This is a genomic window from Bacillus paranthracis (assembly GCF_001883995.1).
Taxonomy (GTDB): domain Bacteria; phylum Bacillota; class Bacilli; order Bacillales; family Bacillaceae_G; genus Bacillus_A; species Bacillus_A paranthracis.
This window is the reverse complement of sequence record NZ_MACE01000018.1, coordinates 340,934-354,742: the sequence shown is the minus strand read 5'-3', so window position 1 is coordinate 354,742 and position 13,809 is coordinate 340,934. Positions and strand designations below refer to the sequence as shown.

Here is a 13,809-nt window from a genome sequence, read left to right as displayed (position 1 = left end):
ATCGTTCTATCTTTTTTTCCTCATGCCTTTTTGGCGTTTGTCGGAAGGTATCAATATAGATAAGAGAGGAAGGGTTTCCATGTTTAAGAAGATCTTTGGTGTTCTTCAAAAAGTCGGAAAAGCGCTTATGCTTCCAGTAGCGATTTTACCGGCAGCAGGTATTTTACTTGGATTTGGTAATGCATTTCAAAATCCACAGTTAACAAATGTTATTCCTGCTTTAAAAGCAGATTGGTTCGTAATGGTAGCAAAAATTATGGAACAATCTGGTGATATTATTTTCGCTAACCTTGCATTACTATTCGCAGTTGGGGTAGCAATTGGCTTAGCTGGTGGAGACGGAGTAGCTGGTTTAGCAGCATTCGTTGGCTACTTAATTATGAACAAAACGATGAGTGTGTTCTTAGAAGTAGATAAGCTAGTGAAAGTAACAAGTTCTGGAGCAGACCCAGTAAAAGTTGGATTTGCAGATCCAGCGTATGCAAACGTATTAGGAATTCCAACGCTACAAACTGGAGTGTTTGGTGGTATTATCGTCGGGATAGTAGCGGCATATTGCTATAATAAATACTTCAACATTGAATTACCATCATACTTAGGTTTCTTTGCAGGTAAGCGTTTCGTACCGATCGCAACTGCAACATTCTCTTTAATAGTAGGTATTATCATGTGCTTCGTTTGGCCATACATTCAAGGTGGCTTAAACACGTTCTCACATCAAATGATTGATGCAAATAGAACGTTAGCAGCATTTATTTTCGGTTTAATTGAACGTTCACTAATTCCATTTGGATTACATCACATTTTCTATTCACCGTTCTGGTTCGAATTCGGTCAGTATACAAATGCGGCTGGCGAATTAATTCGTGGTGACCAAAAAATCTTTATGGCACAGTTAAAAGACGGTGTAGAATTAACAGCAGGTACATTTACAACTGGTAAGTATCCGTTCATGATGTTCGGTCTTCCAGCGGCAGCTTTAGCAATGTACCATGAAGCACGTCCAGAAAATAAAAAATTAGCAGCTGGTATTTTAGGTTCTGCTGCATTAACATCTTTCTTAACAGGTATTACAGAGCCACTTGAATTTTCATTCTTATTCGTAGCACCAGTATTATTCGGAATTCACGCTGTATTCGCTGGTCTATCATTTATGACAATGCAAATTTTAGGTGTTAAAATTGGTATGACATTCTCTGGTGGTTTAATCGACTTCCTATTATTCGGTGTACTACCAGGCCGTACGGCATGGTGGTGGGTAATTATTGTTGGTCTTGTACTAGCGGTTATTTACTACTTCGGATTCCGATTTGCAATCCGTAAATGGGATTTAAAAACACCTGGCCGTGAAGTTGCAAATGGGAATGAAGGTACAGGAAAAGCAGAAGCTGGTGAACTTCCTCGTGAAGTATTAGTAGCATTTGGTGGTAAAGAAAACATTGCTTCTTTAGACGCTTGTATTACTCGTTTACGTGTTCAAGTTAACGAACAAAAGAATGTAAATAAAGATCGCTTGAAAGAACTTGGAGCAGCTGGTGTACTTGAAGTTGGAAATAACATTCAAGCTATTTTTGGACCGAAATCTGACACATTAAAATCACAAATTCATGATATTATGTCAGGTCGTACACCTCATGTTGAAAAAGCAGAGCCTGTAAAAGTAGAAGAAGCTCCTCAAAAAGTTGATGAAAACGAAACAATCGTTTCACCAATTGAAGGGAAAATCCTACCTATTACAGAAGTGCCGGATCAAGTATTCTCAGGAAAAATGATGGGAGATGGATTTGCAATTGAGCCAACAGAAGGAACAGTAGTTTCTCCAGTTAATGGTGAAATTGTCAACGTATTCCCTACAAAGCATGCAATTGGTATTCAATCTGAAGGTGGAAAAGAAATTTTAATCCACTTCGGTATTGATACTGTAAAATTAAATGGTGAAGGTTTTGAAGCACTTGTAGCGCAAGGTGACAAAGTGAAACAAGGACAACCATTATTAAAAGTAGATCTTGCATTTGTAAAAGAAAATGCACCATCTATCATTACACCAATTGTATTTACGAATTTACAGCAAGGGCAGCAAGTCGAATTGAAAAAAGATGGAAATGTTAAGAAGGGCGAAAACGCTATTATTGACATTCAGTAGGAATTTGACGCAAAATGTTTATAATTATAATAGGTGATGTGGTTGACCGAACATCGCCTATTATATACAATAGATGATGTAGTACTCACGTCTATACAACTAAAAAAATACTGTAATTTAAAGGAGATAAATTATCATGGAAAAAATCTTTAAAGTAACTAGCGACTCAGGAATTCATGCTCGTCCAGCAACTCTACTTGTAAACACTGCAAGCAAATTTGGTTCTGACATTAACTTAGAGTATAACGGAAAGAACGTTAACTTAAAATCAATCATGGGCGTTATGTCTTTAGGTATTCAACAAGGCGCGGAAATTAAAATCACTGCAAATGGTGATGATGCAGCTCAAGCACTAGCAGCTATCGAAGAAACTATGAAAAACGAAGGATTAGGAGAATAATGACTCTTAACATTCAAGGGATCGCTGCATCAAGTGGGATTGCTATTGCAAAGGCTTTCAGACTTGAAAATCCTGAATTTAACATCGAAAAGAAATCAATTACAAACGAAGCTGCAGAAATTGCACGCTTAGAAGCTGCGCTTGAGAAAGCAAAAACTGAATTAGAAGCTATTAAAGACCACGCTTTTGCTGAGCTAGGTGCTGACAAAGCTGCGATCTTTGAAGCACATTTATTAGTGTTAAATGATCCAGAACTAGTAAACCCAGTAAAAGATAAAGTAAATAGTGAAAAAGTAAATGCTGAATTTGCAATGGATGAAGTTGCATCAATGTTTATTTCTATGTTTGAAAACATGGATAACGAATATATGAAAGAACGTGCTGCGGACATTCGTGACGTAACAAAACGTGTTCTTGCACATTTACTAGGCATTAACTTCTCAAATCCTGGTACAATTTCTGAAGAAGTAATCATTATTGCTGAAGATTTAACACCATCTGATACAGCTCAGTTAAACCGTAAGTATGCAAAAGGTTTTACAACTGATATCGGTGGACGTACATCTCACTCTGCAATTATGGCTCGCTCTATGGAAATTCCAGCTGTTGTTGGTACGAAAGTTGTTATGGAGAAAATCCAAAACGGCGATATCGTAATCATCGATGGTTTAGATGGAGAAGTAATTGTTAATCCATCAGAAGAAACTCTTCGCTCGTTTGAAGAAAAGAAAGCGAAATTTGAAGAGCAAAAAGCTGAATGGGCAAAATTAAAAGATCAAGCTACTGTAACAAGTGATGGACATCACGTTGAGCTTGTTGCAAATATCGGAACACCAAATGATGTACAAGGTATTATCGATAATGGCGGAGAAGGCGTTGGTTTATACCGTACAGAATTCTTATACATGGGCCGTGACAATCTTCCAACAGAAGAAGAGCAGTTCGAAGCGTATAAAGCAGTTCTTGAAGGTGTAAAAGAAGGTCAACCTGTTGTTGTTCGTACACTTGACATCGGTGGAGATAAAGAGCTTCCATACTTACATTTACCAAAAGAAATGAACCCATTCTTAGGATACCGTGCAATTCGCTTATGTCTTGATGAGCAAGATGTGTTCCGTACACAACTTCGTGCATTACTTCGTGCTAGCGTATACGGTAACTTAAAAATTATGTTCCCAATGATTGCAACTCTTGATGAGTTCCGTCAAGCGAAAGCGATCTTATTAGAAGAGAAAGCAAAACTTGTAGAAGCGGGTACAACTGTTTCTGATTCTATTGAAGTTGGTATGATGGTTGAAATCCCAGCTTCAGCAGTATTAGCAGATCAATTTGCAAAAGAAGTTGATTTCTTCTCTATCGGAACAAACGACTTAATTCAATACACAATGGCTGCAGACCGTATGAACGAACAAGTATCTTACTTATACCAACCATATAACCCATCTATTTTACGTCTTGTAAAAATGGTTATCGATGCTGCTCATAAAGAAGGCAAATGGGCTGGTATGTGTGGTGAGATGGCGGGAGATTCACTTGCGATCCCATTATTATTAGGATTAGGTTTAGATGAGTTCAGTATGAGTGCAACATCTATTCTTCCTGCAAGAACACAACTAAGCAAGTTGTCAAAAGCAGAAATGGAAACATTAGCAGAAAAAGCATTAATGATGTCAACTGCTGAAGAAGTTGTTGAACTAGTTAAAAGTATATAATCAATAAAAAAACCTGAGTCGATTTGAAATCGGTCTCAGGTTTTTTCTATGAGAAAAGTAAAACTTATTTTCTTACTTTTGAAGATAAGGAACAAAATTAGATAGCGATAGCAACGATATCAGCTGGGCATACACGTAAAATACCAGTAAAAGTATTTCGGTTTTGATTGTGCTTATCGTCTTTATTGTTATCTTTGTTATCTTTGTCATTGTTATTACGAGCTAAAGCAGAGAAAAGAGCAACACCGTTACAGAAACCTTCAAAAATTACATTGTTGAAAGATCCAACACCTTTAACGCTTAATAGAGAAAGCTCTGTTCCAACTGAAATGCTAGCAAGTACGTTACATACAGCTGGTTGTTGTGGTCTAACTACTTCTTTCTCTTTCTCTTTCTCATGATGTCTGCACTCTCTTTCATGATGATGACAGTCTCTAAAGTTATCACAGCATCCAAATGATCCAAACATAATCCTCATCACCCCCTTCACACTTATAATCTATGTAAGTTCGGTAGTGAGTGACTGGACAGAGAGTGGAATTTTTTCTAGGGGAATTTCTCATTTTAAAAGACTAGCTGGGTGTTTATTACGGAATGATGTTTAAAATAGGATAGATATCACAAAAAAGTGTAAAGACCACCGAAATGAATGAAATAGGTAGCCTTTACACTTTTTTGCTTTTATATAAAACGATGATATATACAGGAAGAGCTAACAGTAGCGGTACAATGGATCGTGCAGTATGTTTTTCTGATTCTAATTGGAATGCTTCTTCTTTTGGAAATTGTAAAACTGAAATATTTGCAGCATCGCCAATAAAATATAGAAGCAGTACAGTTACTATGTAACATAAAAGTGCAATAAAGCTTCCGTATGAACTCAATGAAAATCCCTCTCTTGTTATCTATTTGTTATCATTGTATCATAATTGTAACAAAAACACACGGTTATATTTCGATGCTTTAACAAAATTCGACACGAAACGTCATTTATATGTATGTGAATAGCATGAAATTTACTGTTTTTTATGTGTGGATGTCGAATCATACATTTTAGTATTACGGATGTGTGACAGAATAAAAAAGAAACGAAGGTAATGAAATTACCTTCGTTTCTTTTTTATTCGTATGAAAGGGCAGTAAGACCCTCACACTGATTCAAGTTTCGCTTTATTATTTTGCCCATTCACTCACTTGTTCTACGCTCATTCGTGGTGCAGGATGGCCTTTTAAAGTTGATTCCCCAATTGTAATAAGCATAATTGGTACGTAGCGAGATGAAACATTGAATTCTTCTGTAAGTGCTTGTGGGTTGAAACCACCAATCGCACAAGTATCCCAGCCAGTTGCTTTAGCTGCAAGCATAAGTTGCATTGCTGCTAAAGATGCATTTGAAAAGGCTGCATCTCTTGGGAATTGCTCACGGGCATATGCAGACTCAATATTTTTAGCTAAGCGTTCTTTTGCTTCTTCTTTCATAAATCCTTGTTCTACAATTGGACCATAAACGGGTTCAACGTTTTTATAAGCTTCTAAATCACCTAAAATAGCGACTACAGCAGAAGCATCAAGAATTTGTTGTTGGTTATAAGCAATTGGATGTAATCGTTTCTGTACATCTTCACCTTGGAATACAAGGAATTTCCAATGCTGTAAATTCCAAGCGGAAGGTGCTTGAGCAGCTCCCTTTAAAATCTCGTGTAACTCTGTAGATGAAATTTCTTTCTCTGGGTTGAATGCACGTGTAGATGTGCGTTCATATAAAACATTAAAAAAGTTTTCGTTTGTCATTATATATCCTCCAAATTACATATCAAATTATGAAAAAAATACATGTAATATATTCTACTTACATTTTGTAAGTTATCGAATTTAAGAATATAATATCTTTATTTTAATTGTCAAGTTTTCAAGCGGAAGCTAGGGCATTCATACAAACGATACAATTCCTATAATCATACACTAAAAAAGGAATTTATAGAGTGAAAAAGCAAAGATAACATTCTCAATTAGCTTGTTAACATGTATCCCTCACTCATTAAAGTTTTTAGAGAACAGTTTTTTATAAAATGTTTGTGAGGAATTCTGTAGAACAAGATATATGAAGTGAGTGAAGACTAGTGATGAACATACTACATTTTTTATTAGAGAATACGGTTTTCCAAAATGTATTACAAGATCTTCAGTTAAATGTCCTTTATATAGAAAATGGATGCACACATCAACAAACGATAGAAAATATCCATCCAAAATGTATGTTTATAGCAAATAGTTTTGAAGAAGGAGAAGTATTATTTCAGAGGACTAAACCACATATTGTAATTATGTATGTAACAGATTTTTCTCAAATAAAATATATAAAGAATATGTATAATCCACAGAGTACATTTATTGTCATTTGGGATCAACAAATAACAAGCGAGTTTGCAGAGGTGCTTACGTTAGGAATACGTAATATTGTGATAGCCCCTGTGACTCCGCAAATGGTGTTAGAGGAAGTAAATAAAAGTTTATATCAGCTTTCTTTAGTGCGGCAAGTAAGTTTGCAACAAGAACTACTTCAAACGATGTTTGATTTTCGAAATGATCTATTATTTATAGTAGAAGACGATGAGATTGTTGATTGTAATACAAATTTTTTAGAGTTTTTCGGATATGAAAATTTGTTTGCTTATCGTGAGCAACATTTAGTATTTGCTGAACATCTTATTAGAGAAAATGGATACTATTCAACAACTCATGATATAACATGGTTAGATGATACATTATCATACGATAGAAGAATTAAGATGTCCAACTATGAAGGGGAAGTGTCAACTTTTTTATTGCGTGCGACACCATTGCCAGAAGATTTATCAAGATTTATTGTGAAGTGTACAGAGATTACCGAATTAGATGAAATCTATCAAGAACAAGAAAGACTTGCTATGATAGATTCGTTAACAGAGATTTATAATCGTTTGAAATTCCAACAAATACTCGAGGCAGAATGGGATAATGCGATGCGTAATAATGAAAACATAGCACTTATTTTATTTGATATAGATAATTTTAAAGCAGTAAATGACACGTATGGCCATGATTTTGGTGACTTAGCATTAATTGAGCTTGCAGAGCTCATGAAATCTAAAGTGGAGCAGCAACATGTATTTGCTAGGTGGGGAGGAGAAGAATTTATTATTTTAGTAACGAATACAGTAGAAAAAGAAGCATTTCAAGTTGCGGAATCATTACGATTTTTCATTGAAACAAAGCAATTCTCAGGAATTTCGAAATTAACAGCGAGCTTTGGAGTTGCATTATATGAAAAAGGGATTACAAGAGAAGAATTAATGCAACGAGCGGATATTGCATTATATGAAGCGAAAAAAAATGGGAAAAATCAAGTGTGTGTATATAGAAAAGAAAAAAAGTGATTTTTCGCAACAAATTGTTGCGATTTTTTTTTATTACTTGATAATAGAGTGTAGGGGGGATTTTGAACGAAGGAATTATGGAGGAACAAAATGATAAAAAAAATAATGATGATAGTTTCAATATGTGCTTTAGTTTGTGGAGGAGTATACTATTTTCTCTATAATTCTAATATAAAGGAAAATAAAGAATTAACAACTAAGGTGAATCCTGCTGTTGAATCAGAAGTACAAGAGAATATAGAAGAAGAAAAAGAAAAGCAAATTGATTACGCTAGCATATCTCAAAAATTAGATCAATATTTAGTCGGAAAGCAATTCAATGGAACAGTTTTGGTAACAGATAAAGAGCATGTTATATTGAATAAAGGATATGGGTATGCTGATGTTCAAAATAAAATAGAAAATACGCCTCACACAAAATATCGTATCGGTTCTATTACGAAAACAGTTGTGGCTACATCTATTTTACAACTGCAGGATCAAGGTAAGCTAAATATTCAAGATAATGTAAATAAATATATTCCTTCATTTCCGGAGAATAAAAATATTACGTTATATCATTTATTAACGCATACCTCTGGTTTACCTGAACACGCAAAAGGCAATGTTAATGCTGCTTCCCGTTTACAGTTAATTAATTGGATTGGACGTCAAAATTTAGAATTTCCTGCAGGAACAGGTTGGAGATATACAGATTATAATTATATGGTGCTTGCCTATATAATAGAACATATATCGAAAAAAACTTTAGGAGATTATATAAAAGAAAATATATTTACAAAAGCAGATATGTATGAATCTGGTATGGGAAATATGGTACCTGGAGATAAAAATTTTACAAAGGGTTATGTGAAAAAAAATCAAGAGCTTGTACCAGCGCAGAAGGTAGGCATAGATTGGCTATATGGTTGTGGTGAGATGTATACGACAGTTGGAGATATGAAGAAATTAGACGAAGCAATTATAAATGGAAAACTTCTTTCTGAACAAAGTATACAAGCGATGTTTTCACCTTCACCAGAACGAAAATATGCATTTAGTTTTTACATATATCCGGATTATTTTCATAATCATGGTGTACTATCTGGTTGGAACACTTTCAATAATTTTAATAAAGAAAAAGGGACTTTTGTTATTTTATTTTCAAATGTGAAAAATAGTATGGATGATGACTTCAATAAAGATTTCCGAAAGATGGTAAGTGATTTATTAGAACAAAGGGGATGAGAAAATGAAACATAAAAATGTATCAATTGGTTTCATTGGTATTGGTGTAATGGGAAAAAGTATGGTGCGTCATTTCATGCAAGACGGTCATACAGTATATGTATATAATAGAACAAAATCGAAAACAGACTCTTTAGTACAAGATGGTGCAAATTGGTGTGATACACCGAAAGAGTTAGTAAAGCAAGTTGATGTTGTAATGACTATGGTTGGGTATCCACATGATGTAGAAGAAGTGTACTTTGGGATAGATGGAATTTTGGAGAATGCAAATGAAGGTACGATCGCAATTGATTTCACGACATCTACACCAACATTGGCAAAACGTATTAATGAAGCCGGTAAAAGTAAGAATGTATATACGTTAGATGCACCTGTATCTGGAGGAGACGTTGGTGCGAAAGAAGCAAGACTCGCAATTATGGTCGGTGGAGAGAAAGAAATATATGATAGATGTTTACCGTTATTTGAAAAACTAGGAACAAATATTCAGTTGCAAGGGCCTGCTGGAAGTGGACAACATACAAAAATGTGCAATCAAATTGCGATTGCTTCTAATATGATTGGAGTATGTGAAGCTGTTGCTTATGCAAAAAAGGCTGGATTAGATCCTGATAAAGTATTGGAGAGTATTTCAACGGGAGCAGCAGGTAGCTGGTCATTAAGTAATTTAGCTCCTCGAATGTTAAAGGGAGATTTTGAACCAGGTTTTTATGTAAAGCATTTTATGAAAGATATGAAGATCGCGTTAGATGAGGCTGAAAGATTACAATTACCAGTACCAGGTTTAAGTTTGGCGAAGGAATTGTATGAAGAGCTAATAAAAGATGGGGAAGAAAATAGCGGAACACAAGTGTTATACAAAAAATATGTAAGGGGGTAAATGAGATGGATCTTCAAAAATTTGATGAGATGATTGATACTGTACAAAGAGCAACATGTATACAAATTAATGAAAAACAAAAAGAAGCTTTTAAACAAAAATATGATTTTGAACCGAATTTCGAATATGGAAGAGATGAGAAAGGGCATTACGTTATTCGAACTTCAAAAAAGATGCTAGAAGAAATGGAATTTTATTTGGCATTGAAATATGATCGAGATGGAGTTGACCTTTACATGGAAGCGGAGATTGATGGTATATATCATGTATCTGTTAGCTATAGTGAAGACGCTTTGCACCTACAAGAATTGTTTCAATTTCTAGAAGAAAAAAAATAAAAGTCCTCATTTGAGGACTTTTATTTTTAATTTTGTAATTATAAGCTAGAAGCCCGGCGGCATCGTTCCATTGGGAATGGAATAACTTGCGCGATGTGATTAGGACCAAATTGTTTTGTACGAGCATGGCGTATTATATAAAATGCACACAGAATTGAAACAGGAATAGCACCGAACAACCCAAAAAATAAAGCGCTTACACAAGATGCAACAAAACCTAAAACACCAACTTCTAATTCTTCCATAATAGCTCCTAGAATAATAGGAAGTGCTCCACACGTAACCCCTAGTATAAGTGCGATAAGTAAACTCATGATTATCCCCCTCTGTTTGCGATATTTTTTCCTTCTTAGTTAATTGTAGTATATCATATATAAAACAGAATTTTCAGAAAAAATTCAAAAAAAGTTCAATAAATGTTCAAAAAGTATTAATAAATATACTTGAAAAATTGAAGGGAGAGATTGTACTGAAAAGAAGGAATAATACGGTTAGAACCATAAAAAATCAGGCTTATTTCAAAATGAAATAAGCCTGTTCCATAGGAGGATGTATATATGTAGAGTGAATAAAAGGTTGGAAAAGGGGGTCCAAGACCTTTTATTCAACTAACTACCTTAATAGATTGGAACCCAACCTTCAGTTGTAACAAAAATACGAATAGCTACAACTTGACGATCATCTTGCAAGGTAAAATAATGTCTTGCATTTTCAGGAACAGATATGAGATCGCCTGGCTCAAGTTCAACGTCAAAGAATGTCCCATCTTTTCCTTCAATGGCAAAGATGCCATGACCACTAACAATAAAGCGAACTTCATCATCAGTATGATGGTGTTCTTTTTGAAAATTAATTAATAATTCGTCAAGGTTAGGTGTGCTATTTGAAAGTGAAATTACATCATGTGCTTTATAACCTCGGCGTGCTGAAACATCAGCAATTTCTTTTGAAAACACAGCTAATATTTCAGCTTTGTTTTCATCTGTTAATGAGTAATTTTCTTTTAAATGAGTAGGAAGTTTGGAAATATTCCATTTCTCATATAAAACGCCTTCCTCTTGTAGAAATTTTGATACTTCCACTTCATTTTCAATGCGAGTATTTATTTCATGAATACGAATTTGCGCCATTAGAAACGCCTCCTTGAATTGATAATAGTTTTATATGAAATTGGAATAAAAACTCATAAGCTTCTAATCTTTTCTTTGCATCAAAGCTATCTCGGCCCCATACGGTAATACCATGGTTACGGATTAATACTGCCCCCGAATCTCCCTGTATATGCTTGCGGAAGTTTTCTCCAAGCTTTGGGATATGAGCATGGTTTTCGATAATAGGAATGTGAATTGTTGCATCTTCTTCCCAAATATCGAGAGCTTTAATAATTTCTTGATTTTGAAGTGTGACTGCATCACTATATAAATTTGTGATAACATTGTTATCAGTTGTATGAACATGAAGGACACACCCAGCATTCGTATTGTTATAAATATGTGTATGCAAGATTGTTTCTGCTGAAGGGCGTAATTCAGTCTCTAATACGGGAACCCCTAGATGATCTACTAGTAGAAAGTCATCTGGAGTCGTTTTTGTTTTATCTTTACCGCTTGCTGTAATGAGAAAAGTGAGTGGTTCATGACTAACCTTTATAGAAATATTACCACTCGTTGCTGGAAACCAATTTCGTGTTGTTAATTCTTTTTTTATCTCGCTTAAGTCATACCATTGACGAAAAAGTTGTTTCATAATTTCACCTCCAACAAATGTTTTAATTCAGTTTGAACATCGTGAAACGTTTCAAATGCTGTATAAGAAATATGATTTTCTTCGCATTTTGTAATAAGGAAATCACGAGCGAACACTTTATCCGCTTGTTTCGCAGCTTGTAAATCGGTAATTGAATCTCCAATTACAATATGGAAGTCATTCGTATCACTCAATTTACGGATGAGTGATGATTTACATAATCCGCAATGATTTTGACAAAGACGATCACAAGGATGAGGCCAATTCACCGTAATGTATTCATTTGAAAAATCTGTTTCATTACAGTAAATTTGCTCTTTTGGAATGAGTCCTTGTAAGAGTGGATAGACGAAGAAATCCATTCCACCTGATATAACATAAAAGGAAATATTGTTTTCATTTACAAATTGTATAAATTCATGAAAACCGTTACGAATTTCAGCAGTCTCTATTAAAAATTGAATAATTTCATCGTGCAGATTAGTAGGTATGAATTGAAATAATTGAGAAACACCTTCTTGAATAGATAGCTCTTGTGATAAAATTTTATTCTTTACTTCTTCAGCTTCTGGTGGTGCGAATTTTTCCATAATGGACATAATGTTATCATTATTTGTAATCGTGCCATCGAAATCACAAAATACTTGAATACTCATAATTTCACCTCATGAGAGGGATTTCCCCATATTTGTAGTGCGCTATGCAAATTTATGTCATCTACTTCATGGAGTGGTTTATTTTGCAAAGTAGCATCAATTGCAGCACGGAAAGCTTTACCGCCGCCCTGCGCCCCATTTGGATGTCCATGTATTCCGCCACCAGCATTAATAACAACATCTTTACCGAAATCTCGTACAATAAAGGGAACGAAACCAGGATGAATACCAGCAGACGGAACAGAAAAGCTCTTCTTGAAAAATACATCGTCTTCAGTTAAATATTTTGAGATAGCAAGAGCCTCCTCTTTTTCTAGCGCAACACTTCCGTATGGAGATGGGAATAATGAAAAGTCAGCCCCAGCATAACGGAGTAGCTTTCCAAGTAATAATGGTGATGAAACTCCATATAACTTGGATGCTGAATAAGCACCACTTACAGCGGGATGTGCCATAATAGGAACTGGGATTTCATCATCTTCTGCAAGTGATTGTAGTACATCTAGTCCGTAAGAGAATACGTTAAATAATAGAATATCGGCTCCAGCTTGCACTGCACGTTTCGCATTTTCTTTTAAATCAAAAGTTCGTCCTGTTAAATTTACGGCATATAACGTTTTATGTCCGTACGTTTCATATACGGATTGTAAAACTTCTTTTCCAGATATGATGCGTTTCGTAAGTGGTGTTAATGCATTTTCAAATAATATTTCATCATCTTTTACGATATCTACACCACCAATTGCTTGATCGCGTAATTGCGTTTTTAAATACCCAATATTTCGTCCAATCATTCCTTTAAAAATACTCATTAAAAGGGGACGATCATGTACTTGTAAAAGATTTCGAATACCATCTATCCCGAATTTTGGACCAGGAAAATGTTTTTTTAACTCGTCTGAAAAAGTTAAGTCAATTAATTTTACTTCGCCATCAAGGGATAGCTTTCCGAATGTAGTTGTTAAAATAGCTGGTAAATCTGGACTGAAATTTAATAACGGATATTCAATTTTAATAATCCCGCGTGTTACTTTTTTACGTAAATAAGAATTGGTATGTTCATGTTCAGCTAATTCCTCAACATGAATGACGTTGCCTTTATGTTGTTTTAATTGTTCTTGCAATAAATGCGGCAAATGAGTCCAAGAGCCAATTGTTAAACCGAGTGCAATTTGTTCAGCTTTTTTTTCTAAGTTATGTGAATCATCATGGATTAAATATGTCGCTATAATTCCGCTCATTGTTATAACCTCCTAGTTAAATAAAAAAACCTCTCAGCTAAGGAGAG

At 34.8% G+C, this 13,809-nt stretch carries 15 protein-coding genes; 7 read left to right on the top strand and 8 right to left on the bottom strand.

The annotated features are described in order from the left end of the window. Window positions 1–79: 79 nt before the first annotated feature. The 3 genes from ptsG to ptsP all read left to right on the top strand — a co-directional run bounded on the left by ptsG (window position 80) and on the right by ptsP (window position 4,255). Window positions 80–2,143 carry a PTS glucose transporter subunit IIABC gene (ptsG, locus tag BAQ46_RS07910; RefSeq protein ID WP_071741824.1) on the top strand — a complete coding sequence of 688 codons (2,064 nt, stop codon included), beginning with the start codon at window positions 80–82 and terminating at the stop codon, window positions 2,141–2,143. A 136-nt stretch (window positions 2,144–2,279) separates the two neighbouring features. Next, a complete protein-coding gene (gene ptsH, locus BAQ46_RS07905) occupies window positions 2,280–2,543 on the top strand; it encodes a phosphocarrier protein HPr (RefSeq protein ID WP_000411079.1) in 264 nt (87 codons plus the stop codon). Continuing rightward, the gene (gene ptsP, locus BAQ46_RS07900; protein WP_000174221.1) at window positions 2,543–4,255 is read left to right on the top strand and encodes a phosphoenolpyruvate--protein phosphotransferase; all 1,713 of its coding nucleotides are present in this window, start codon (window positions 2,543–2,545) and stop codon (window positions 4,253–4,255) included. Before ptsH ends, ptsP begins: the two co-directional genes overlap by 1 nt. A gap of 97 nt (window positions 4,256–4,352) precedes the next feature. On the opposite strand, the gene BAQ46_RS07895 is transcribed toward ptsP, so the two are convergent. The 3 genes from BAQ46_RS07895 to BAQ46_RS07885 all read right to left on the bottom strand — a co-directional run bounded on the left by BAQ46_RS07895 (window position 4,353) and on the right by BAQ46_RS07885 (window position 6,046). Next, the gene (locus BAQ46_RS07895) at window positions 4,353–4,724 is read right to left on the bottom strand and encodes a DUF3915 family protein (protein WP_000468014.1); all 372 of its coding nucleotides are present in this window, start codon (window positions 4,722–4,724) and stop codon (window positions 4,353–4,355) included. Between the two features lie 196 nt (window positions 4,725–4,920). Then, the gene (locus BAQ46_RS07890; RefSeq protein ID WP_000100487.1) at window positions 4,921–5,139 is read right to left on the bottom strand and encodes a hypothetical protein; all 219 of its coding nucleotides are present in this window, start codon (window positions 5,137–5,139) and stop codon (window positions 4,921–4,923) included. A 289-nt stretch (window positions 5,140–5,428) separates the two neighbouring features. After that, window positions 5,429–6,046 carry a nitroreductase family protein gene (locus BAQ46_RS07885; protein ID WP_000180604.1) on the bottom strand — a complete coding sequence of 206 codons (618 nt, stop codon included), beginning with the start codon at window positions 6,044–6,046 and terminating at the stop codon, window positions 5,429–5,431. 332 nt (window positions 6,047–6,378) lie between these two features. Between BAQ46_RS07885 and BAQ46_RS07880 the strand changes: the two genes are divergently transcribed. The 4 genes from BAQ46_RS07880 (at window position 6,379) to BAQ46_RS07865 (ending at window position 10,119) form a co-directional block, all read left to right on the top strand. Continuing rightward, on the top strand, window positions 6,379–7,671 hold the full coding sequence (locus BAQ46_RS07880; RefSeq protein ID WP_001023204.1) for a GGDEF domain-containing protein: 1,293 nt from the start codon (window positions 6,379–6,381) through the stop codon (window positions 7,669–7,671). 90 nt (window positions 7,672–7,761) lie between these two features. Then, the gene (locus BAQ46_RS07875; RefSeq protein ID WP_071741823.1) at window positions 7,762–8,898 is read left to right on the top strand and encodes a serine hydrolase; all 1,137 of its coding nucleotides are present in this window, start codon (window positions 7,762–7,764) and stop codon (window positions 8,896–8,898) included. 4 nt (window positions 8,899–8,902) lie between these two features. Then, entirely contained in the window at window positions 8,903–9,781 is an 879-nt protein-coding gene (locus BAQ46_RS07870) for an NAD(P)-dependent oxidoreductase (protein WP_000681095.1), read from the top strand. Window positions 9,782–9,786: 5 nt separating this feature from the next. Further along, window positions 9,787–10,119, top strand: a complete 333-nt coding sequence (locus BAQ46_RS07865; RefSeq protein ID WP_000365613.1) for a DUF3909 family protein — start codon at window positions 9,787–9,789, stop codon at window positions 10,117–10,119. Window positions 10,120–10,157: 38 nt separating this feature from the next. Here the strand turns inward: BAQ46_RS07865 and BAQ46_RS07860 are convergent, their stop codons facing one another. From BAQ46_RS07860 to mtnW, 5 genes are all read right to left on the bottom strand, one after another. Then, the gene (locus BAQ46_RS07860) at window positions 10,158–10,433 is read right to left on the bottom strand and encodes a hypothetical protein (RefSeq protein ID WP_000054669.1); all 276 of its coding nucleotides are present in this window, start codon (window positions 10,431–10,433) and stop codon (window positions 10,158–10,160) included. Between the two features lie 303 nt (window positions 10,434–10,736). Continuing rightward, window positions 10,737–11,249 (bottom strand): 1,2-dihydroxy-3-keto-5-methylthiopentene dioxygenase, encoded by a 513-nt coding sequence (locus tag BAQ46_RS07855; protein ID WP_000057306.1) that lies wholly within the window; start codon window positions 11,247–11,249, stop codon window positions 10,737–10,739. Beyond that, a complete protein-coding gene (locus BAQ46_RS07850; protein ID WP_061132241.1) occupies window positions 11,227–11,865 on the bottom strand; it encodes a methylthioribulose 1-phosphate dehydratase in 639 nt (212 codons plus the stop codon). The genes BAQ46_RS07855 and BAQ46_RS07850 overlap by 23 nt, the downstream gene beginning before the upstream one ends. Beyond that, a complete protein-coding gene (mtnX, locus tag BAQ46_RS07845; protein ID WP_000027458.1) occupies window positions 11,862–12,521 on the bottom strand; it encodes a 2-hydroxy-3-keto-5-methylthiopentenyl-1-phosphate phosphatase in 660 nt (219 codons plus the stop codon). The genes BAQ46_RS07850 and mtnX overlap by 4 nt, the downstream gene beginning before the upstream one ends. Further along, complete coding sequence (gene mtnW / locus BAQ46_RS07840) at window positions 12,518–13,762, bottom strand: 2,3-diketo-5-methylthiopentyl-1-phosphate enolase (protein WP_000014190.1); 1,245 nt, start codon at window positions 13,760–13,762, stop codon at window positions 12,518–12,520. Before mtnW ends, mtnX begins: the two co-directional genes overlap by 4 nt. Window positions 13,763–13,809: the final 47 nt, after the last annotated feature.